The 19,173-nt window shown below is 54.9% G+C and carries 23 protein-coding genes; 14 read left to right on the top strand and 9 right to left on the bottom strand.

The features are described 5' to 3' along the window. On the bottom strand, positions 1-591 hold the full coding sequence (locus J2X72_RS16125; protein ID WP_310073434.1) for a TetR/AcrR family transcriptional regulator: 591 nt from the start codon (positions 589-591) through the stop codon (positions 1-3). 116 nt (positions 592-707) lie between these two features. Here J2X72_RS16125 and J2X72_RS16120 point away from each other — a divergent pair, with 116 nt between their 5' ends. Continuing rightward, positions 708-2,012 (top strand): MFS transporter, encoded by a 1,305-nt coding sequence (locus J2X72_RS16120; RefSeq protein ID WP_310073432.1) that lies wholly within the window; start codon positions 708-710, stop codon positions 2,010-2,012. A 122-nt stretch (positions 2,013-2,134) separates the two neighbouring features. Next, complete coding sequence (locus tag J2X72_RS16115) at positions 2,135-3,652, top strand: ATP-binding protein (protein WP_310073639.1); 1,518 nt, start codon at positions 2,135-2,137, stop codon at positions 3,650-3,652. Here J2X72_RS16115 and J2X72_RS16110 read toward each other — a convergent pair whose 3' ends face one another. After that, entirely contained in the window at positions 3,653-4,354 is a 702-nt protein-coding gene (locus J2X72_RS16110) for an HAD family hydrolase (RefSeq protein ID WP_210003091.1), read from the bottom strand. Between the two features lie 137 nt (positions 4,355-4,491). Here J2X72_RS16110 and J2X72_RS16105 point away from each other — a divergent pair, with 137 nt between their 5' ends. The 3 genes from J2X72_RS16105 (at position 4,492) to J2X72_RS16095 (ending at position 6,726) form a co-directional block, all read left to right on the top strand. Continuing rightward, positions 4,492-5,361: a transglycosylase SLT domain-containing protein gene (locus J2X72_RS16105; RefSeq protein ID WP_405044728.1), complete on the top strand. Its 870-nt coding sequence runs from the start codon at positions 4,492-4,494 to the stop codon at positions 5,359-5,361. A 394-nt stretch (positions 5,362-5,755) separates the two neighbouring features. Then, a complete protein-coding gene (locus J2X72_RS16100; RefSeq protein WP_106718536.1) occupies positions 5,756-5,971 on the top strand; it encodes a cold-shock protein in 216 nt (71 codons plus the stop codon). Between the two features lie 341 nt (positions 5,972-6,312). Beyond that, entirely contained in the window at positions 6,313-6,726 is a 414-nt protein-coding gene (locus J2X72_RS16095; RefSeq protein ID WP_310073427.1) for a BA14K family protein, read from the top strand. 49 nt (positions 6,727-6,775) lie between these two features. Here the strand turns inward: J2X72_RS16095 and J2X72_RS16090 are convergent, their stop codons facing one another. From J2X72_RS16090 to J2X72_RS16080, 3 genes are all read right to left on the bottom strand, one after another. Then, positions 6,776-7,423 carry an MBL fold metallo-hydrolase gene (locus J2X72_RS16090; RefSeq protein WP_310073425.1) on the bottom strand — a complete coding sequence of 216 codons (648 nt, stop codon included), beginning with the start codon at positions 7,421-7,423 and terminating at the stop codon, positions 6,776-6,778. Positions 7,424-7,544: 121 nt separating this feature from the next. Then, positions 7,545-7,856 (bottom strand): hypothetical protein, encoded by a 312-nt coding sequence (locus J2X72_RS16085; protein WP_106718539.1) that lies wholly within the window; start codon positions 7,854-7,856, stop codon positions 7,545-7,547. A 134-nt stretch (positions 7,857-7,990) separates the two neighbouring features. After that, positions 7,991-8,881: a branched-chain amino acid aminotransferase gene (locus tag J2X72_RS16080; RefSeq protein WP_210003095.1), complete on the bottom strand. Its 891-nt coding sequence runs from the start codon at positions 8,879-8,881 to the stop codon at positions 7,991-7,993. Positions 8,882-9,130: 249 nt separating this feature from the next. On the opposite strand from J2X72_RS16080, the gene J2X72_RS16075 reads away from it, so the two are divergent. The 3 genes from J2X72_RS16075 to J2X72_RS16065 all read left to right on the top strand — a co-directional run bounded on the left by J2X72_RS16075 (position 9,131) and on the right by J2X72_RS16065 (position 11,843). Continuing rightward, positions 9,131-9,634: a MarR family winged helix-turn-helix transcriptional regulator gene (locus tag J2X72_RS16075; RefSeq protein WP_210003096.1), complete on the top strand. Its 504-nt coding sequence runs from the start codon at positions 9,131-9,133 to the stop codon at positions 9,632-9,634. 55 nt (positions 9,635-9,689) lie between these two features. Then, a complete protein-coding gene (locus tag J2X72_RS16070) occupies positions 9,690-10,391 on the top strand; it encodes a response regulator (RefSeq protein ID WP_224511725.1) in 702 nt (233 codons plus the stop codon). Between the two features lie 156 nt (positions 10,392-10,547). Next, complete coding sequence (locus J2X72_RS16065; RefSeq protein WP_405044732.1) at positions 10,548-11,843, top strand: ATP-binding protein; 1,296 nt, start codon at positions 10,548-10,550, stop codon at positions 11,841-11,843. Here J2X72_RS16065 and J2X72_RS16060 read toward each other — a convergent pair. After that, entirely contained in the window at positions 11,840-12,160 is a 321-nt protein-coding gene (locus tag J2X72_RS16060; RefSeq protein ID WP_310073423.1) for a ribbon-helix-helix domain-containing protein, read from the bottom strand. The two genes, J2X72_RS16065 and J2X72_RS16060, sit on opposite strands and share 4 nt — an antisense overlap. Positions 12,161-12,380: 220 nt before the next feature. Here J2X72_RS16060 and J2X72_RS16055 point away from each other — a divergent pair, with 220 nt between their 5' ends. The 3 genes from J2X72_RS16055 (at position 12,381) to J2X72_RS16045 (ending at position 15,063) form a co-directional block, all read left to right on the top strand. After that, entirely contained in the window at positions 12,381-12,776 is a 396-nt protein-coding gene (locus J2X72_RS16055; protein ID WP_310073421.1) for a VOC family protein, read from the top strand. Positions 12,777-12,873: 97 nt separating this feature from the next. Next, a complete protein-coding gene (locus tag J2X72_RS16050) occupies positions 12,874-13,446 on the top strand; it encodes a gluconate 2-dehydrogenase subunit 3 family protein (RefSeq protein WP_310073419.1) in 573 nt (190 codons plus the stop codon). Between the two features lie 45 nt (positions 13,447-13,491). Then, entirely contained in the window at positions 13,492-15,063 is a 1,572-nt protein-coding gene (locus J2X72_RS16045; protein WP_310073416.1) for a GMC family oxidoreductase, read from the top strand. A 77-nt stretch (positions 15,064-15,140) separates the two neighbouring features. On the opposite strand, the gene J2X72_RS16040 is transcribed toward J2X72_RS16045, so the two are convergent. Then, positions 15,141-15,488 carry a tRNA-binding protein gene (locus J2X72_RS16040; protein WP_310073632.1) on the bottom strand — a complete coding sequence of 116 codons (348 nt, stop codon included), beginning with the start codon at positions 15,486-15,488 and terminating at the stop codon, positions 15,141-15,143. A gap of 13 nt (positions 15,489-15,501) precedes the next feature. Further along, positions 15,502-16,002 carry a YbjN domain-containing protein gene (locus J2X72_RS16035; RefSeq protein ID WP_112530758.1) on the bottom strand — a complete coding sequence of 167 codons (501 nt, stop codon included), beginning with the start codon at positions 16,000-16,002 and terminating at the stop codon, positions 15,502-15,504. A 493-nt stretch (positions 16,003-16,495) separates the two neighbouring features. On the opposite strand from J2X72_RS16035, the gene J2X72_RS16030 reads away from it, so the two are divergent. Further along, positions 16,496-16,669: a hypothetical protein gene (locus J2X72_RS16030; RefSeq protein ID WP_224511718.1), complete on the top strand. Its 174-nt coding sequence runs from the start codon at positions 16,496-16,498 to the stop codon at positions 16,667-16,669. Between the two features lie 70 nt (positions 16,670-16,739). Here the strand turns inward: J2X72_RS16030 and J2X72_RS16025 are convergent, their stop codons facing one another. Further along, the gene (locus J2X72_RS16025; protein WP_112530680.1) at positions 16,740-17,054 is read right to left on the bottom strand and encodes an accessory factor UbiK family protein; all 315 of its coding nucleotides are present in this window, start codon (positions 17,052-17,054) and stop codon (positions 16,740-16,742) included. A gap of 156 nt (positions 17,055-17,210) precedes the next feature. Here J2X72_RS16025 and lgt point away from each other — a divergent pair, with 156 nt between their 5' ends. Beyond that, the gene (lgt, locus tag J2X72_RS16020) at positions 17,211-18,074 is read left to right on the top strand and encodes a prolipoprotein diacylglyceryl transferase (RefSeq protein WP_405044727.1); all 864 of its coding nucleotides are present in this window, start codon (positions 17,211-17,213) and stop codon (positions 18,072-18,074) included. Then, entirely contained in the window at positions 18,071-19,153 is a 1,083-nt protein-coding gene (locus J2X72_RS16015) for a class I SAM-dependent methyltransferase (RefSeq protein ID WP_310073413.1), read from the top strand. The genes lgt and J2X72_RS16015 overlap by 4 nt, the downstream gene beginning before the upstream one ends. Positions 19,154-19,173 lie beyond the last annotated feature (20 nt).

Genomic DNA, 19,173 nt, shown 5'->3' with positions numbered 1-19,173 from the left:
TCAGATTTCGTCTGCATGTTTGCCAGAGCAGCCGAAGAACGCTTGGCCCGCGTCGAGAATCTCGTCGGCAAACTCCGGATCATCCACGGCTCGCGACAAGACAACCGCACCAATGAGACCGGCCATCGTGGCCAAGGCCTTCTGGCGTTTTTTTGCTTTTGATCGGCCGGGCACCAAATCCGACAATATTTCCAGAAGCCTTTTCGTACCCTCGGTAAATCGGGTCTGGACTGCTCCTCCTTGCCGGGCAATATCCGGCGCAAGCAACGCCATGGTACAGCTGTTTGCCAAGTCACCCTTGTGATTCTTGGCTAGATAGGACGACGTGATCGCGGCGAGCGCAACCTCAGGTCGGTCCTGCGCCATTGCAAACCATTTTTCCGCCGACCGCTTCATTGCCGCATCGCAGGATTGAGCAATAAGATCATCCTTCGATGCAAAATGGCCATAGAAGCCGCCATGGGTTAGACCGGCATTCTTCATCACATCGGCAACCCCAATCCCGTCAAAACCTTTCTGCCGAAATTGCTGGCTGGCGACTTCGATGATGCGGGCGCGGTTTTCCGCTGCCTGATCTCTGCTGACACGCATGTGCAGTATCCTCGAAAAAGACTCTTGACAAGTTATATGATTGTCATCATCAATAGTCAATAATGATGATGGTCATCATTTAACTCGCGCGGATCCCCGTTTCTCGAAAGACAGCCATGATCTCCTCCTCGCTTGCCGCTTCGCTTGCCCGCCGCAATATCCATTATAGCTGGGTCGTCATAGCCGTGACGTTTCTCACGATGCTTGTCACTGCCGCGGCCGTTGGAGCCCCGGGGGTGCTGATCGTTCCGCTAGAGAAAGAGTTTGGCTGGGAAACCGAGCAAATAGCCACTGCCTTTTCGATCAGGCTCTTGCTGTTTGGATTCATGGGGCCGTTTGCAGCGGCCTTCATGAATTATTTTGGCGTAAGGAACGTGGTTTGCGTAGCGCTGGTTCTGATCACCGCCGGCCTCTTCGCCTCTTTGGCTATGACCGAAATCTGGCAACTTATTCTCTTATGGGGCGTGGTCGTCGGCTTTGGTACCGGATTGACTGCCATGGTTCTGGGCGCCACCGTCGCCGCGCGCTGGTTTACCGAGCGCCGTGGTTTGGCCTTGGGAATGCTCACCGCAAGCTCGGCTACGGGCCAGTTGGCGTTCATGCCCCTCATGGCTTCTCTTAGTGAAAACTACGGTTGGCGCACAGCGATCATGTTGATTTGCGCTCTATTGCTCATCGCTGTCACTGCAGTCTTCTTCCTCATGCGCGACCGGCCTGCCGATATCGGCCTGCCTCCTTATGGAGACAAGGAGATTGCACCCGTCCCGCCAATCACAGGCGGGCTAATATCCCTCATTACCATGCCACTGCTCGCCTTGAAGGAAGCGTCGCGCTCAAGCACGTTCTGGGTGCTTTTCGCCACTTTTTTCGTCTGCGGTGCGAGTACCAACGGCCTTGTAGGCACGCACTTCGTCGCCATGTGCGGAGATTTCGGCATGGTCCCCGTAGTGGCAGCAAGCGTCTTGGCGATGATGGGTTTCTTTGATTTCTTCGGCACTATTGGTTCAGGCTGGCTGTCGGATCGTGTAGACAACCGTTGGCTGCTTTTTTGGTACTACGGACTGCGCGGCCTCTCGCTGCTGTATTTGCCCTACTCCAATTTTTCGTTTTACGGCCTGTCCCTGTTTGCCATGTTCTATGGTCTCGACTGGATTGCCACCGTGCCCCCGACTGTCAAATTGGCAACAGATCGTTTCGGACGTGAAAAGGCCGGATTGATATTTGGCTGGGTTTTTGCCGGACACCAGTTGGGTGCAGCCGCGGCAGCCTATGGTGGTGGCTTCGCCCGTACCGAATACCAAACTTATATGCCTGCATTTTTCGTTGCGGGAATTCTCTGCCTGATTGCTGCGCTGCTGGTGCTCACGCTGAGTAAACACGGCAAGACAAACGTGATGCCAGAGCCGGTGCCAGCCGAATAGCTAACCAATTCACCTGTGAGTTTTCCAACGGCGGAGCGCATATCCTCCACGCGGCATGGCAAAGAATGCTAAGTGATTTTGCGTTACATCGCGTACAGAATCACTTGAACGCTGGAGAGATGATGAAGGTCGATATCGACATGGGAGCGGCGTCAGCCGGCGCGAAAGCCATGCTCGATCTGGAAGAGCTCTTGGCAACTCGCCTGCTCGTCCAGGGCAATTCGGGTTCAGGCAAATCGCATTTGCTGCGCCGCCTGCTCGAACAAAGCGCGCAATGGGTTCAGCAATGCGTCGTCGATCCGGAGGGCGATTTCGTTACCCTGGCCGATAAATACGGTCATGTGGTTGTCGATGGTGCACGGACCGAAAGTGAACTCACGCGCATCGCGGCGCGAATTCGCCAGCACCGCGTTTCCGTCGTTCTTGATCTCGAAGGACTGGATGTTGAACAGCAGATGCGGTGTGCCGCGGCCTTTCTCGGTGGCCTGTTCGACGCGGAACGCGACTACTGGTACCCGATGCTCGTTGTGGTCGACGAAGCGCAGCTTTTTGCTCCGGCGGTTGCCGGAGAGGTTTCAGACGAGGCCCGCAAGCTATCGCTTGGCGCCATGACCAACTTGATGTGCCGTGGCCGCAAACGTGGTCTTGCCGGTGTCATCGCCACACAGCGCCTCGCCAAACTCGCCAAGAATGTTGCAGCTGAAGCCTCGAATTTCCTGATGGGCCGCACTTTCCTCGATATCGACATGGCCCGAGCCGCGGATCTTCTTGGAATGGAACGGCGACAGGCCGAACAGTTCCGTGATCTTGCACGGGGCCATTTCGTTGCACTCGGCCCGGCCCTGTCGCGTCGTCCATTGGCTGTCACCATTGGACCAGTAGAGACGTCTGCTCGTTCGGCGAGCCCGAAGCTCACTCCGCTACCGCAACCGGGCGAAGATGCGCGCGACTTGATTTTTACGCCAGCGCCCGAAGAGCGCCGGGTGGTTGTTCGGCGCGCAGTGGCGCCGCCCACCTTCACACCGACAGCCGATATTTTGAACCAGCTCACCCAGACCAGGTCCATGGCCGAGGCAGAAACGCCGGCACCGACATTGTTTCCCGAGATAGACGAGGCCGAGCGCAATGCCCTGATCAACGCGATTATGCATGAAATGCTGAACGACTCCGATGCGTCTTTTCGCACGGATGCGGTCCTCTACCAGGATTTTCTCGTCCGTTGCCGCATTCGCCGTGTCCCGGGTGATCCCCTTTCTCTGCCGGTATTCCGACGCAATCTTGCGGTCGCACGAGCTGGCATCGATGGAGAGACCGCGCAAGGTGAGCCGTGGCAGCAGGCGCTCGAACTTTCAAAGAGCCTGCCGGATGATGTTCAAGGTGTCTTCTTCATCGTGGCCCAAGCTGCGGTTACCGGCAGTCCGTGCCCTTCAGACGCAACATTGGCCCGCGCCTATGGCACCCATTCGGCACGAAGGGCGCGGCGGCTTCTCACCTATTTCGAAGAGCAGGGGCTCGTTGTCGTGCGCACCGATTTTACCGGCAATCGTGTCGTTGCGTTTCCCGATCTTGCCTGTGAGACTGGCCCAGGCGATCCGAATGGTCCGGATGAGGGCGCACAGGAACAACACGCCGCTGAATGATCAGGCAATCTCCGTCAGAAGCGGCGGCAACTCTCCCAAATGTGCAATCTGACGGAAGCGAGGAGCGCCAATTGGAGCTTCAACATGTTCAAGCGCCCAGGTCAGCTCATGCGGAACGAATACGCCCCAGCTGCCTGCTTCGATTGCCGGGACCACATCGGACTTTAGCGAGTTACCGATCATCATACTCCGCGTTGCACCATCTCCGTGGCGCTTGAATATTCGCTCATAGGTAGCGGAATCCTTGCTGCTTACAATTTCAACCGCATCGAAGAAATCACCAAGGCCCGATTGTGCCAGCTTGCGCTCCTGATCGAACAAATCGCCTTTGGTTATCAGGACGAGCCTGTATCGCTCGGTTAGTTGTGCGAGAGTTTCCTGAACATGCGGCAAGGTTTCTACCGGGTGGCGTAGCATCTCCCGGCCGGCCGCCAAAATTTGCGCGATAACCGAAGCCGGCACTTTACCTTCGGAGACTTCGACCGCCGTTTCGACCAAAGAAAGTGTGAAGCCCTTGATCCCGAAACCATAGAGGTCAAGATTTCGCTTTTCCACCGCAAGCAACCGGTCGGAAAGGTCGGTCGTGTCCACATAGGGAGCCAATAGACTGGCAAACTGATTCTCGGAGGTTCGGAAGAACTGCTCGTTTTGCCAGAGCGTATCGTCAGCGTCGAAACCGATTGTGGTGATGGAGAGCGGCATGGGCGTGTTTACTCGTTCTTCTTCGTTATCGTCATGAATGTTTACCGGATTATGAAATCGCTGGCGGGTGTCTTTTGCTAGAAATTTGGCCGTGCATTATGCCAATATGCTAGCGTATCAAGGGGATCAGCAACAGGGTGTATTGCTTCAAACAACTCGGCATCGTTGCGGGATTCCTGCTACTGACATCGCTAAGGGCATTGTCAGCTGATAATCCGTCGGTCTCAGTACCGGCGAAGCCGCCAACACCGACGGTGGCCCAGATTTGCGCAGCCATAGCGACCAATGCTGATGGACATGGCGTTCCGCGCGACTTCTTCGCCAGACTTATCTGGAAAGAGAGCCGGTTCGACGCCCAGGCAACAAGTCCGGTTGGCGCGCAGGGCATCGCTCAATTCATGCCGGGTACAGCAAAGGAGCGAAATCTCGACGATCCGTTCGACTTCGCCAAGGCCCTGCCCGCTTCCGCTGCGCTGTTGAAGGACCTGCGGACAGCATTCGGCAATTGGGGACTCGCCGCAGCTGCCTATAATGCGGGCCCAACACGGGTGTCAAAATGGTTATCCAGCGGTGGTTTTCTTCCTCTCGAAACCGAAGAATATGTATTGGATATAACCGGAAAGTCTGCCGACGACTTTGCCGCCGGTACCGAAATATCGGCGCATCCGTTAAACGCCCAATTGACCTTCGATGCAGCTTGCCGGAAGCTCCCGATTGTTCGCTTTGCGACAGTCGCAATGGCCCAGATCAAGCCGAAGCCGTGGGGAATCCAGATTGCCGGCAACTTCCGCCGCGCAGCAGCGGTCGGACAGCTTCAACGCCTGCGTCGCGCCTTTCCGGCCATCCTCGACAAGCATGAGCCTGTGATTAGCCGAAATCGCACAGCCATGGGGCGGCGCGGCATCTACGCCGTGCGTATAGGCGCCGACAATCGCGGCGAGGCCAACCAGATCTGTTCGCAACTCCACAGCGCTGGTGGTGCCTGTATCGTGTTGCGTAATCGATAAGCCGAAAGAACAGCGACGATTTCAACTTGCGTGTCGTGATCTAGAGAGGGGCTGGCGGACGAATGCCAAACGAAATTTCCTACCCCCAAGTATGTAGCTTGGAAAGCCGTTCGATATAGTCGCCTAAACGATAGAAAAACTTTTGCTTGCCAAAAAACACTTATTCTAGCAGTCTCAAAGCGTTCGGGCATTTGCGAACACTGGAAGACTGGAAGAACGGCGCGCCGGAACCGCAAGAATACCGGGCCGGGAGTAATCCCGGCAATGATCGGCTCCTTTCCTGAATTCGAGAACTGCCTGCATGATCTCCGTTGAATGTATCTTACTGAAAACGGCACTACCAATCCCGCAAAACCCGGAGGGGAGCGCGGTAAGTAAGGAAAAGGAACTGAGCATGGCACAGACCGGTACGGTCAAATTCTTCAACAGTGAAAAAGGCTTTGGCTTTATCAAGCCCGATGATGGCGCCGCGGATATTTTCGTTCATATTTCCGCCGTTCAGGCGTCCGGGCTCACAGGTCTCGCAGACAATCAGAAGGTCTCCTTTGATACGGAGCCTGATCGTCGTGGCAAAGGACCAAAGGCCGTAAACATCGCGGTCACTGAGTAATTCTAGCGGCTGGAGCCGCCACCGATCCCCGGCAGAAGTCGGGGGTTTGCTTGGATATGCCGCGGCAGAATCCACTTTGCCGCCCAATGGAGTGTGCACATCTCCATGTGGTGCTTGTAACTGTAATCGTGCCTTTTTCCCGCCTCGGATTTGCTAAAATTATATGCGCTTCTCCCGTCCTCAGGATGGCAGTGGAACCATTCGTATGAGTGCCGTTCAGCTTCCATTCATTCGGAAGCGAATAAAACAGACCTACCGCTGGAGCTCCCATGGATTCCAGCCAATATCGATCAGGCGACGCCTAAAAAGCGCTCGCCAAAGATGCTTCAAAGGAGGCACATATGAACAAGGCTATGAAGATTGCCATTCTTGCAACCGCTGCATTTGCCACGGTCGCGGTTCCTCTGACATCGGCCTCGGCCGACAGCTGGCGTGGCGATCGGTACTACCGTCATCGCCATCATAACAACAACGGCGACGCATGGGCGGCCGGCGCAGTCGGCCTTGCAGCGGGCGCTTTGCTTGGTAGCGCCTTGGCCCAACCGGCCGAGCCGATCTACCGGGATTATGACGACGGCTACTATCGCCGCCCTGTCCGGGTCTATCGCGAGGTGGCACCGCGTTATTACGGCGGCGCACAGCCTTGGTCACCTTCATGGTATCGCTATTGCGCTGACCGCTATCGCTCGTTCAATCCTGAGACGGGTACATTCCGCGGCTATGACGGACGCGAATATTTCTGCAACGCCAACTGATTTCCTATCATTGGCGTTTGACGGGCCGCCGGTCATCCGGCGGCTTTTTTTATCCTTCATTGAGGAAGGGGTTGGTGCGGCGTTCTTCGCCGAAGCGACCTCCGGGGCCATGTCCGCAGATAAAACCGACGTCGTCACCTAGCGGCAAGAGCTTGGTCTTGATGGAGTTGATCAGGGCGGCATGATCGCCGCCTTCAAGGTCTGTTCGCCCCACCGAACCGTTGAAGAGCACATCGCCAACATGTGCAAATTTTGCCGCCCTGTTAAAATAAACGACATGGCCGGGTGCATGACCCGGACAATGCAGTACTTCGAACGTATGCGATCCGAAAGCTACGGTATCACCATCGTTCAACCAGCGATCCGGCACACAATTGCGAACCTTGTCCGTGATGCCATATTTCAGCGCCTTGGATTCAAGGCTGTCCAACAGAAACCGATCGGCTTCATTTGGTCCGATAATGTCGACACCAAGCGCATCCTTCATATCCATTGCACCGGCGGCGTGATCGATATGCCCATGGGTAATCCAGATTGCCTCGACCGTGATGCCGTTCGAACGGATGGCATTCAATATTTGATCGTTGTCGCCACCTGGATCAACGAGCACGCCATGCTTATCCTCGTTGTCAAAAAGGATCGTGCAATTCTGCTGGAACGCCGTGACGGGGATTATACCGGCCTGCAATTGTCCCATTTCATCAAAATCCTATACGATACATTGCTTGGATCAATATGTAGGACAATATCGACTCAAATGAAAAGGGCGGCCGTGTGCCGCCCTCGAAAACAGTTGATTTCGTTGTTAGTGATATCGATCAGGCCTTTGCCATCGAATTCTTGATGAAGCCGACGATTGCCGTCAAGATGATGCCACCGACACCACCGCCAGCTACCTGACCGATGATCGATCCGATATCAAGCCCGGAGGACGCCGCCGCATTTGCTACCATCTCGGCACCGCCAGCGCCAAGGAATTGCGTCAGGTAACCACCAATAAGGCCGCCGATACCACCAGCAACTGTGTTTCCGGTCGTACCGAGACTCAGGTTTTTTAGAAGACCGCCGACAATATTTCCGCCGACACCACCCGAGATAAGCTGGATAATAATAGGAAGAAGCGCTTCCATGATTGTACCCCGTCAACGTTTCAAGCCAGACTCATGCCTGACATGCAACATGATGACTAAGTTTTAATCAATGTCAAACAACTTGATACCTCATACCGCAGGTATCAAGTTCACTTCTTCGTTTTATCCAGCTGTTACTCGGCAGCAGCTTTCTTTGGCATTACTTCTGCTGCATAATCATTCATCAGATTAATTGCTATCTCACCAACGGTGAAACGGTAAGGACCAATCTCTGCCACCGGCGTAACTTCTGCGGCTGTCCCCGTCAGGAAGCACTGCTCGAAAGTCTCCAGTTCTTCCGGCATGATCGCGCGCTCGATAACTTCATAACCTCGGCGCTTGGCCAAATCGATGACGGTCCGGCGTGTGATACCATCGAGGAAACAATCTGGCGTTGGTGTGTGAAGAACGCCATCCTTGACGAAAAACACATTCGCGCCAGTTGCTTCGGCAACCCGTCCACGCCAGTCGAGCATGAGTGCGTCAGCATATCCCTTTGCTTCCGCCGCATGCTTGGAGATCGTGCATATCATATATAGACCCGCTGCCTTGGACTTCGATGGCGCGGTGCGTGGGTCGGGACGGCGATATTCCGCGAGATCGAGGCGGATACCTTTGAGCTTCTGGGCCGGGTCGAAATAACTCGGCCACTGCCAGATAGCGATGGCGACGTTGATCTTGTTTGCTTGAGCAGAAACGCCCATTGATTCGCTACCGCGCCACGCAATTGGCCGGACATAGGCATCCTGGAAGCCTTGTTTGGCCAATAGTTTGCGGCTCGCATCGTTCAGCTCTTCAACTGTATAGGGTATTTTGAAGCCAAGAATGCGGGCGGATTCATGGAGGCGCTCAGTGTGCTCGTTCAGCTTGAAGATCTCGCCGCCGTAGGCGCGCTCACCCTCAAAGACCGAACTGGCGTAGTGCAAACCATGGGTAAGCACATGAACCTTTGCGTCCGCCCAGCGAACGAATTCACCGTTCATCCAGATATAACCTTCAAGCTGGTCGAATGGAACGGATGCCATGTTTTCCTCCAGGCGTTTAAATCCTGATAATTTTGCGGGTCTGATGCGTTCGCCAACTGGTCCCGATTACCAATTGGTGTACCATTGCCCACCAACACAATAAGCGGTTGAATGAGAAAAATGTCTCAGACACGCCTACCGGCTTTGCGTTTAATTCAAAATGTGGCCAACAGCTTGTCAAAAATTATCAGCAGTCTAAAATTAAGTCAACAAGACTGACATATTTTTCAACAAGAGCGGGAACATTGCATGAAATCTTATACACCAGAGCGGCATATTGAGACAGCCCTAACCCAAAAAGATGCGAGTCAACTCGATATCATCGAGCTGTTTTTCTTCGCTTATCGCGACTTCACCGCCGATCCCGACATGATACTGGAAAAGCTTGAATTTGGCCGCGCGCACCACCGCGTGTTGTATTTCATCAATCGTAAGCCGGGGATGACCGTTGCCGAATTACTGGATGTTTTACAGATCACGAAGCAAAGCCTTGCCCGCGTGCTCAAGCAACTGATCGATACGGATCATGTGGTTCAGATTACCGGACCTCGCGACCGGCGCCAGCGCGAGCTCTATCCAACGCCAAAGGGTCGCGAATTGGCGCTGGAGCTCGCTGCACCGCAATCACGCCGCATTACCAGTGCATTGGAGCAGATCGGGGATTCCGACCGGTCAGTGATCGAACATTTCCTTAAGGCGATGGTGAATCCCGCTCAATGGCAACAGATCGACAGTCTGCCGAAGGCAGGATAAAACAAGTTTTACAAATAGGGAGGACGAATGTCCGCGAAAAAAGAGGAATATATCGGTGAGTGACGAACTGCTGCTTTCAGACGATGCACCACACCTGCTCATTGTCGATGACGACACCCGAATTCGAAATCTACTGTCGCAATACCTTACGGGCAGCGGCTTTCGCATTACGGTGGCTGCCAATGCCGATGAAGCTCGGCGCAAGCTGGCCGGGATCGACTATGATCTTCTGATCCTCGACGTGATGATGCCGGGAGAAAGCGGTGTCGCCCTGACCCAGTCGCTGCGTCAGGAAAAGAACGTGCCAATACTCATGCTCACGGCGCTCTCGGAGACCGACAGCCGTATTACAGGTCTGGAAGCAGGCGCCGATGATTACCTGCCAAAGCCTTTTGATCCGCGCGAACTGATCCTGCGGATCAACAACATCCTTCGGCGCGGCGCCCCGGCTACACAAGCGAAGATCGAGCAGATTGTCTTTGGTCCCTACACATTCGTCATTGCAAAACGGGAACTCAAGCGCTCAGGTGAAATGATCCGGCTGACCGACCGTGAGCAGGATATAATGGCAATTTTCGCTGCACGGGCCGGTGAAACCGTCCCGCGTCACGAACTGACCGGACAGGAAGGCGATGTGGGGGAGCGGACAATCGACGTCCAGATAAACCGCCTGCGCCGCAAGATTGAAAATGATCCGGCAAACCCAGTTTGGTTGCAGACGGTGCGGGGCGTCGGCTATAAACTAAGCGTGGAGTAGCGATCCGCCCATTTCAATGCGCAAGCGGATACTGGATAAATGGCACCGACGGATACCGCGAAACGCGCATTGGCAGTCAGGAAGCGCCACTGGCGGCGGCGGCGAAGTACATTGCTGGGCCCTTGGCGAAAGTTCACGCGCTGGTTAGCGCACTGGATGCCCAAGCGGCTCTACGCACGCTCACTGATTATCATCATCGCTCCCATGGTCTTGCTGCAATCGCTGATCGCCTTTGTCTTCATGGAGCGCCACTGGCAGACCGTGACACAACGCCTTTCGACGGCCGTTGTGCGCGACATTGCTGGCATCATCGATCTCATGGAGACCTATCCTCAAGATCCAGCCTATGAAAACCTGATCCGCATTTCGCGTGAAAGATTATCGCTCAATATTTCAATCCTACCCGCCGATCCCCTGCCGGCGCCTGGCCCCAAACCCTTCTTCTCAATTCTCGATAGTATTCTGAGCGAAGAGATCACCAAGCAGATCAACCGCCCGTTCTGGATCGACACGATCGGCGATTCCGATCTGGTGGAAATCCGCATCCAGCTCGACAACAAAGTCTTGCGGGTTTTTGCACGCCGCAGCCAAGCCTATGCATCCAACACGCTGATATTCCTTGTCTGGATGGCGGGCTCCGCCCTCGTTTTGCTTGCCATCGCTATCCTTTTCCTGCGTAACCAGATCAAGCCAATTCAACAGCTTGCCACCGCCGCCGATAGTTTCGGCAAGGGCCGTGCCGGCCCCCCGGATTTCAAACCGCGCGGTGCGGAAGAGGTACGCAGGGCCGGCGCGGCTTTTATCGTCATGCGCGAGCGTATTGAGCGGCAGATCGAGCAGCGCACAACGATGTTGAGCGGCGTCAGCCATGACCTGCGCACGATCCTGACCCGCTTCAAACTCCAGCTCGCTCTCGTCGGCAACAGGGTCGACACGGAAGCTATGGAGCAGGACATCGAAGATATGCAATCGATGCTGGAGGGCTATCTCGCCTTCGCTCGCAGCGAGGCCGAGGAAGAGACCGGCACCTTCAATCTGGAGCGGCTATTTGGCAAGCTGAAGGAAGAAGGTATTCTGCTCGAACGCGGCTTCACGTCGAAAATCCGCGGCGAACCGGAAATACAGGTTAGGCCGAATGCGTTCTCCCGCCTGATTTCCAATCTGGTATCGAATTCATTCCGCTACGCGAAAAACGTCTCCGTTGCTGCGGATCACCGTGACGGATGGCTGACCATAACGATCGATGACGACGGACCAGGGATACGGAAGGAGATGCGCGATGAGGTGTTCAAGCCATTTTTCCGGCTGGATGAAGCACGCAATCAGGATTCAAGCGGAACGGGACTGGGCCTCGCAATAGCACTGGATATCGCCCGCAGTCATGGCGGAGACATTATCCTCGATGACAGCCCCGCCGGCGGCTTGAGGGCAGTTGTCAGGATTCCCGCCTAGGCAGCATGTTCGCCAATGAGAGTTTGGTTCTTCCCAACGACTGTTTCGGGGCACGTCTGCACACCGCGAAGATACAGCGCGCATGTGGTGCGAAGCATCGAGGCAAAATTCGGAATCTCTCCTTGCGCCTGCAGAGCCTCATCGTAGAGAGTGGAGATGAATCGCGGCGTTGTCATGCTCTGGCTCTCGGCGATCTCATCGAGTAGCTTCCAGAACGTTGCCTCGAGTTGAATGCTCGTCGAATGTCCGCCAATGCGCACAGAACGGTTGATCTGCCGATAGCCTTGCGGATCCTGTTCTGCAAATACCTTACACATTCCAAAGACCTCCCTTCCAGAATGCCTTCTGATGCTCGCCACCCATGCGCAAAAGTGGTATTTTGCGCGTCAGTGCATCATGGGCAAAAATTATTCCGCTCATATCGCGGTGTGGTAGCCGATTGCCACCACTTCTGTTCTCCCAAGCTCATAATCGCCGACAAGCCTTGGCACTGCAACAATAGTTTTCGGGCTGCATATCGTTCGCTAGGAGGAGCTTTTGGCAAAAGCCATTCATTCCATGATCCGTGTTCTCGACGAGGAGAACTCGAAATCGTTCTATAAGTCTGCATTCGGTTTGAACGTTGTGGACAGGCTCGATTTCGACAATTTCACCCTGGTCTATTTGCGGAACAGCGAGACGGATTTCGAACTTGAGCTGACCATCAACAAGGGGCGCACAGAGCCCTACGATCTTGGCGATGGCTATGGCCATTTGGCCTTCAGCGTCGATGATCTGGACGCCGAGCACGCTCGCATGAAGGCACAGCAACTCAAGATACGCGATATCGTGGAATTCAAACGCGAAGGCACAATGCTGGCTCGGTTCTTTTTCGTCGAAGATCCGGATGGCTACAAGATCGAGGTTTTGGAACGACAAGGCCGGTATTTGTAATACCGGCCAATGGTGTTGGAGGAACGCCATCGGCCAGCAAGGGCGTCCGACGGACATTTCCGCCGGAACGCCGATAGCAAGCAAGGGAGGAAAGTCTATGGTTACCATCTTCAACCGCAGGGCGGCGGCACCGGACATGCCGGAATCAATTGAAAAACAAGGATTATCGCGACGCGATCTATTGAAGGGCGGTACAGTCGGCCTCGGCGCGATCCTGGTGATCAGCGGCAGTTCGATCATCCATCCAGAATTTGCCTGGGGTCTGGAGACATCCAACCTCAAGCCGGAAACGATGGCGACTCTGATCCAGTTGGCGCGCGATATCTATCCGCACGACCATATTCCGGATCGCTTTTATGCCATCGCAGTCAAGCCGTACGACGCCAAGGCAGGAGAGGACCCCAAGACCAAGAAGATGATCGAGGACGGCATTGCCGATCTCGACAAGCGCGCCGGTAAAGGCGGCTATATCGGTCTCGGATGGGAAGATGACCGGCTGGCGATCCTTCGAAAAGTCGAAGACACGCCTTTCTTTCAAACGGTTCGCGGCGGGCTTGTCACTGGCCTGTACAATCAGGAGGAGATCTGGCCGCTATTCGGTTATGAGGGCGAGTCCTATTCGAAGGGCGGCTACATCGCCCGCGGCTTCGGTGACATCGAATGGCTGTGAACAGCGCGCGCAATCCAAGAACTTTCAAGCTAATGGGAGGAAACCATGGCTGCACCTTTTGATCTTAAGGACGACAGTGTCGTCGTCATCATAGGTTCTGGCGCGGGCGGCGGAACGCTCGGCAACGAACTTGCACAAAAAGGCATCGATGTCGTTATTCTGGAGGCTGGTGCCCGCCACGAATATGAAGACTTCATCAACAATGAGTGGGACAGTTTCGGTCAGCTTGCCTGGGTCGACAAACGGACCACTTCCGGGGACTGGCGTGTCGCCAAGGATTTTCCCAATCTTCCCGCGTGGATCGTCAAATCCGTCGGCGGATCGACGACCCACTGGGCTGGTGCTTCTCTGCGTTTTCAAGACCATGAATTCAAAGCGCTTACCCACTACGGCAAAGTAAAAGGTGCGAACCTGCTCGATTGGCCCATCACCTTGGCTGAGCTTGAGCCCTACTATGCCAAGGCGGAAGACAAGATGGGCGTAACCCGCACCAACGGAATTGCAGGTCTGCCAGGCAACAATAATTTCAAAGTACTCAAAGCTGGTGCCGACAAGCTTGGCTATAAGGAGTGCCACACGGGCAATATGGCGATCAACTCCGCCGAGCGCGACGATCGCATGTCGTGCCAGCAAACCGGATTCTGCTTCCAGGGCTGCAAGTGGGGGGCAAAGTGGTCGACGCTCTATACAGAGATTCCAAAGGGCGAGAAGACCGGCAAGCTTGAAGTTCGTCCGAACTCCATGGCCCAGAAGATCGAACACGACAAGAGCGGTAAGGTAACTGGCGTCCTCTACACAGACAAAGATGGCAAGCAGCAATTGCAGAAAGCCCGTATCGTTGCCGTTGCCGGCAATTCGATCGAAAGCCCGCGCCTGCTGCTCAATTCCGAATCGACCATGTTCCCCAATGGCCTTGCCAATTCTTCGGGTCAGGTAGGGCGGAATTACATGCGCCATACGACCGGATCCGTATACGGCATATTCGAAAAGCCGGTCCACATGTATCGCGGAACCACCATGGCGGGCATTATTCGGGACGAGGCACGCCACGACCCTTCACGGGGATTTGTCGGCGGCTATGAAATGGAAACATTGTCGCTCGGACTGCCCTTCATGGCGGCCTTTCTCGATCCCGGCGGCTGGGGACGTTCCTTCACTTCAGCGCTCGACCAATATGCGAATATGGCCGGTCTATGGATCGTTGGTGAAGACATGCCACAGGAAGACAACAGGATAACCCTGCACAAGGATGAGAAGGACAAGTACGGCCTGCCCATCGCCAATGTGAATTTCAGCGACCACGAGAACGATATAGCAATGCGGGATCATGCCTATGAACAGGGCAAGGCTCTATACGAGGCCGTTGGCGCAACCCGCGTCTTCCCGACCCCGCCCTACCCGTCGACGCATAATCTTGGAACAAATCGCATGAGCGAAAAAGCCAAAGATGGCGTAGTGAATAAGCACGGCCAAAGCCACGACATCAAAAATCTGTTCGTGTCTGATGGCAGCCAATTCACCACCGGCGGCGCGGAAAACCCGACGCTTACGATCGTCAGCCTTGCAATTCGGCAAGCAGATTACATTGCCAAGGAGATGGCCGCGAAAACGATCTGATGGCGTAGAATCCTCCCGCCGGAATGATCGCTAAACCATACCATCGCATTCCGTGCGATGGTATGGTTCTTTGTTGTCTAAAAGAGCTTGCCGCCGTTCGGTACGGGTTTGCTGATCGCGGCGAGGACGACGGCACCTTCTTCATCCGGAAAACCGAGCGTCAACACTTCGGACATGAACGGCCCGATTTGGCGCGGCGGGAAATTGACCACCGCTATAACCTGCCGGCCCTTGAGCTCTTCCAACATGTAGTGCTTGGTGATTTGAGCCGACGATTTCTTGATCCCGATCTCGGGACCAAAATCGATCTTCAATTTGAATGCGGGCCTGCGTGCTTCGGGAAAGGTTTCGGCTTCAACGATCGTACCGACGCGGATATCCACTTTCTCGAAATCATCAAAGGTAATTGTCGCCACTCTACTGATCCTGAATGATTGGTCAGGCCGAGCCTACTGTCTCGAACAGGATGCTGTCGAGCGATTCCCGGGCCGTCGAACCAGACCAGACAACGAACTGGAATGCCTGAAAATAGGTTTCGCAGGCGTCGAGCGCGCTGGAAAGCAGCACTTCGACCTGTTTGCTCGTGGGCTCGGCACCACCGGACAACAGCAGTGACTGACGATACATAACCGCCCCCTCCTGCCGCCAAAGATCGAAGTGGCCCATGAGCAGTTGCTCGTTGATCAGCGACAGCAAGCGCATCACTTCGTTGACCCGCGGCTCGCTGATCGCAATGTCGAAGGCGCAGGCTAAATGGAGCGCCTCGAAATCTTCCATCCACGAGAAGGAAATCTGATAATCGGTCCAGCTTCCCTCTACCGTTATGGCAATCTCGTCCTCTCCAGTGCGCTCGAATGCCCACTCATTGGCATGGGCCACATGCTCGATCACATCGACTGGATGTAAATCGCGCGCAATCTCTATTTCCAGAAGGCTCATTGCCATTACCTGCTAAATCGAATCTCGTATGAAGCTGCGGGGACACAGCGCACCAACCCAGAGGACACCAAACGCTTAGACCCAATGAACAGGCAGAACGCGCCAGCCGGGCCGCGGCAACAAACCTTGATAACCGCCACATGATCGCCGAAACGAATCATGCTGTAATTTCAGTGTATTGATGCTGAGTCCGAGCGCCAGTCCCCTTTTGGTCGAATGGTGGGAATGGATGTGGACAGAAGTTCGGAAAAAGATTCACGAGCTGCCTTTAACTGACTCTAAGACAACGATTTTCGGCGATTTCCACCTGTTGATAAATACTTAAGATTTATTTTGGGGATAGGCAAAAGGGGCATCGAAAAATCCGATAATGGGCAACCTGATCCCAACGTCTTCCGCCGGCAAGCATCAAGCCCGCGTCGAGCGTTCGTCATATCTCCGATATCCAAATCATCTAGATTACCTAAACCGTGTAACGTGACAGGAGGTGGCGATGACAAGCGAGCCAAATACGAAGGTAACCGCAACTCAGAAAAATGACGATGGACGGTGGTACTATGTGATCACCATCGATCAAGAAGAGGGAAACAGAGTGGGGCCCTACGATACCCAAGAAGCCGCAATAGCTGCGGGCCAGCAAAAATTGGCGGAAAGCGGTAACGCCTAAAGCGCTGGAATCGAGACAAGACGAGCGTTTGCCTGTTGGTTGCCGAACAGGCTTCCGTGCTTGTTCGGTATCAGGCCTTCTTCGTGCGACCGGAAGCCGCCGGTTTTTCAGGAGTATCGCTCGACGCTTTTCCCTTCTGGCCTACCAGCGCCTCGAGCGCCTCGATGCGCGCCAGCAGTGCAGTGTTTTCCGCCCTCGCCCGGATAGCCATTTCGCGCACAGCTTCAAAGTCTTCGCGCTGAACAACATCCATCGTGTTGAGCAAACGTTCGGCCTGACCGCGAAATGCCGTCTCGACTTCGCGCCGCACACCCTGAGCAGCACCGGCTGCATCGGTCACGAGCTTTGCCAGTTCATCAAGAACGCGGTTTGATCCATTGGTCATCGGCGGACACCTTTCTCGTTTCCCAATCAAATAATCGCCGCGCCAGGCGATTGCAAGCAAGTTGGCATAGGATCGGTCACGCGCAAATGTTACCGGAGGAGCAACTTGACGCTGTTCTTGCCCTCGCGCATGGTCCCGCCAAATTGAATCGCGACTATGGAGTGCCTTGTGAGCGAAATACTTCTACCGACGTTTGCCGCGATCGCATTTCCCAATATCGATCCCGTAATATTCCACTTGGGTCCGCTATCGGTACATTGGTATGGCCTTGGTTACGTGGCGGGCATTCTATTCGCCTGGTGGTACGCTAAGAAGCTCATCAGCAAGCCGCGGCTTTGGGCAAACAATACCCCACCGATGAAGCCTGCGGACTTGGACGATTTCGTCCTGTGGGCAGCGCTCGGTGTCGTTCTCGGCGGGCGCATTGGCTATATCTTGTTCTATGATTTTGCCCGTTATATCGCCCATCCGCTCGACATGTTCAAAGTCTGGGAAGGCGGCATGTCGTTCCATGGTGGCATGCTCGGCACGATTCTCGCCATGGTGCTCTTTGCCCGCTCACGCCGGATCAACGTCTACAGCATGCTCGATACGATCGCCGCAGGTGTGCCCGTTGGTCTCGGCCTTGTACGCGTTGCCAATTTCATCAACAGCGAATTATGGGGTCGCCCGACAGACGTACCATGGGGCATGATATTCCCGACAGGCGGCCCGTTCGTGCGCCATCCGAGCCAGCTCTATGAGGCAGGTCTCGAGGGAATAGTCTTGTTTACGGTTTTAGCTCTATTGATCTTTTACGGCCAAAAGCTGAAAAGCCCGAGATTTATCGGCGGAACATTTGTCACCCTCTACGGGCTATCGCGCATTTTCGTCGAGTTTTTCCGGGAGCCGGATGCGCAACTTGGTTACCTTTACGGCGGCTGGCTAACGATGGGGATGGTGCTTTCCGTTCCCATGGTTCTGGTCGGACTGGCATTCATCTTGTCTGCCCGCAACCCTGAGGTGGCAACCGGAAGATGAATCTCGGGCAACGCATCATCAGGCAAATCGAGGCCAATGGCCCGATTAGCGTTGCTGGCTATATGGCGATGTGTCTATTCGATCGAGACGCGGGATACTACACAACGCGCGAACCATTCGGCAAAGATGGCGATTTCATTACGGCGCCCGAGATTAGCCAGATGTTCGGCGAACTCGTCGGGGTCTGGTGTGTCAACACTTGGCATGCGCTTGGGTCGCCAGGCGATTTCATTCTGTGCGAAATTGGGCCCGGACGCGGCACACTTATGAAAGATCTCATCCGCACGGCCAACAAGATCGCACCGGATTTCATCGCCGCCGCCAAGATCCATATGGTGGAGATCAGCGATCGTTTGACGCGGGTTCAGCAAAAGATGCTGGGAAAACACAGTGGTGACATCGTCTGGAACAAGAGCTTTGGCGATCTACCGTCCGGGCCGCTGATTACCATCGCCAACGAGCTTTTCGATGCCATCCCCTCACGTCAATATGTGAAGACGAAAGGGCGTTTTGTCGAACGCGTGCTAGCGCTCGATGCAGAGCAAAACCTTGTCTTTGCTGCCGGTTCCGGCTCGATTGAGGCAGCCCTGCTTCCGCCAGGCAATGACATCGCTCCGGAAGGGAGTATTTTCGAGATCGCTCCAGCCCGCAATGCCCTCATGCAGGAAATTGCAGCGCGTATTCATCATGAGCGAGGTGCAGCCCTGTTGTTCGACTACGGACATTTGCAACAGGGCTTTGGCGATACGCTGCAAGCGCTCAGCCACCATAACTCTGTCGATGTCCTGCATATTCCAGGCGCAGCCGATATCACCACCCATGTGGATTTTCATGCTCTCGCGCTGGCTGCGCGCAGGGAAGGTTGCAAGACCAGTGCGATGACGCAAGGCGATTTTTTGCTGGCCATGGGCTTGCTTGATCGCGCCGGAGCGCTGGGCCAACACAAACCGGCGGAGGTCCAGGAACAAATTCGCCTCGACGTCGAACGTCTGGTGAGCCCCGAACAGATGGGAACATTGTTCAAGGTGCTGTGTGTGAGCGATCCGGCAACACATGTTTTCCCATTCGAAGTGAAATAAATTCTGGCAATTGACTTCAA

It is taken from the genome of Phyllobacterium sp. 1468, assembly GCF_031455525.1.
Classification (GTDB): Bacteria; Pseudomonadota; Alphaproteobacteria; order Rhizobiales; family Rhizobiaceae; genus Phyllobacterium.
The sequence above is the reverse complement of the archived record's forward strand: the minus strand, read 5'-3'. Positions and strand labels throughout refer to the sequence as shown.

Excerpts from the sequence above, each read along its gene's own strand:
- J2X72_RS16115 (WP_310073639.1), top strand. The coding sequence starts at position 2,135 with ATGAAGGTCGATATCGACATGGGAGCGGCGTCAGCCGGCGCGAAAGCC.
- J2X72_RS16125 (WP_310073434.1), bottom strand. The coding sequence starts at position 591 with ATGCGTGTCAGCAGAGATCAGGCAGCGGAAAACCGCGCCCGCATCATC.
- J2X72_RS16080 (WP_210003095.1), bottom strand. The coding sequence starts at position 8,881 with ATGGCATCCGTTCCATTCGACCAGCTTGAAGGTTATATCTGGATGAAC.
- J2X72_RS16085 (WP_106718539.1), bottom strand. The coding sequence starts at position 7,856 with ATGGAAGCGCTTCTTCCTATTATTATCCAGCTTATCTCGGGTGGTGTC.
- J2X72_RS16050 (WP_310073419.1), top strand. The coding sequence starts at position 12,874 with ATGGTTACCATCTTCAACCGCAGGGCGGCGGCACCGGACATGCCGGAA.
- J2X72_RS16025 (WP_112530680.1), bottom strand. The coding sequence starts at position 17,054 with ATGACCAATGGATCAAACCGCGTTCTTGATGAACTGGCAAAGCTCGTG.
- lgt (WP_405044727.1), top strand. The coding sequence starts at position 17,211 with ATGGAGTGCCTTGTGAGCGAAATACTTCTACCGACGTTTGCCGCGATC.
- J2X72_RS16015 (WP_310073413.1), top strand. The coding sequence starts at position 18,071 with ATGAATCTCGGGCAACGCATCATCAGGCAAATCGAGGCCAATGGCCCG.
- J2X72_RS16035 (WP_112530758.1), bottom strand. The coding sequence starts at position 16,002 with ATGAGCCTTCTGGAAATAGAGATTGCGCGCGATTTACATCCAGTCGAT.
- J2X72_RS16075 (WP_210003096.1), top strand. The coding sequence starts at position 9,131 with ATGAAATCTTATACACCAGAGCGGCATATTGAGACAGCCCTAACCCAA.
- J2X72_RS16065 (WP_405044732.1), top strand. The coding sequence starts at position 10,548 with ATGCCCAAGCGGCTCTACGCACGCTCACTGATTATCATCATCGCTCCC.
- J2X72_RS16030 (WP_224511718.1), top strand. The coding sequence starts at position 16,496 with ATGACAAGCGAGCCAAATACGAAGGTAACCGCAACTCAGAAAAATGAC.
- J2X72_RS16090 (WP_310073425.1), bottom strand. The coding sequence starts at position 7,423 with ATGGGACAATTGCAGGCCGGTATAATCCCCGTCACGGCGTTCCAGCAG.
- J2X72_RS16110 (WP_210003091.1), bottom strand. The coding sequence starts at position 4,354 with ATGCCGCTCTCCATCACCACAATCGGTTTCGACGCTGACGATACGCTC.
- J2X72_RS16060 (WP_310073423.1), bottom strand. The coding sequence starts at position 12,160 with ATGTGTAAGGTATTTGCAGAACAGGATCCGCAAGGCTATCGGCAGATC.
- J2X72_RS16095 (WP_310073427.1), top strand. The coding sequence starts at position 6,313 with ATGAACAAGGCTATGAAGATTGCCATTCTTGCAACCGCTGCATTTGCC.
- J2X72_RS16045 (WP_310073416.1), top strand. The coding sequence starts at position 13,492 with ATGGCTGCACCTTTTGATCTTAAGGACGACAGTGTCGTCGTCATCATA.
- J2X72_RS16100 (WP_106718536.1), top strand. The coding sequence starts at position 5,756 with ATGGCACAGACCGGTACGGTCAAATTCTTCAACAGTGAAAAAGGCTTT.
- J2X72_RS16120 (WP_310073432.1), top strand. The coding sequence starts at position 708 with ATGATCTCCTCCTCGCTTGCCGCTTCGCTTGCCCGCCGCAATATCCAT.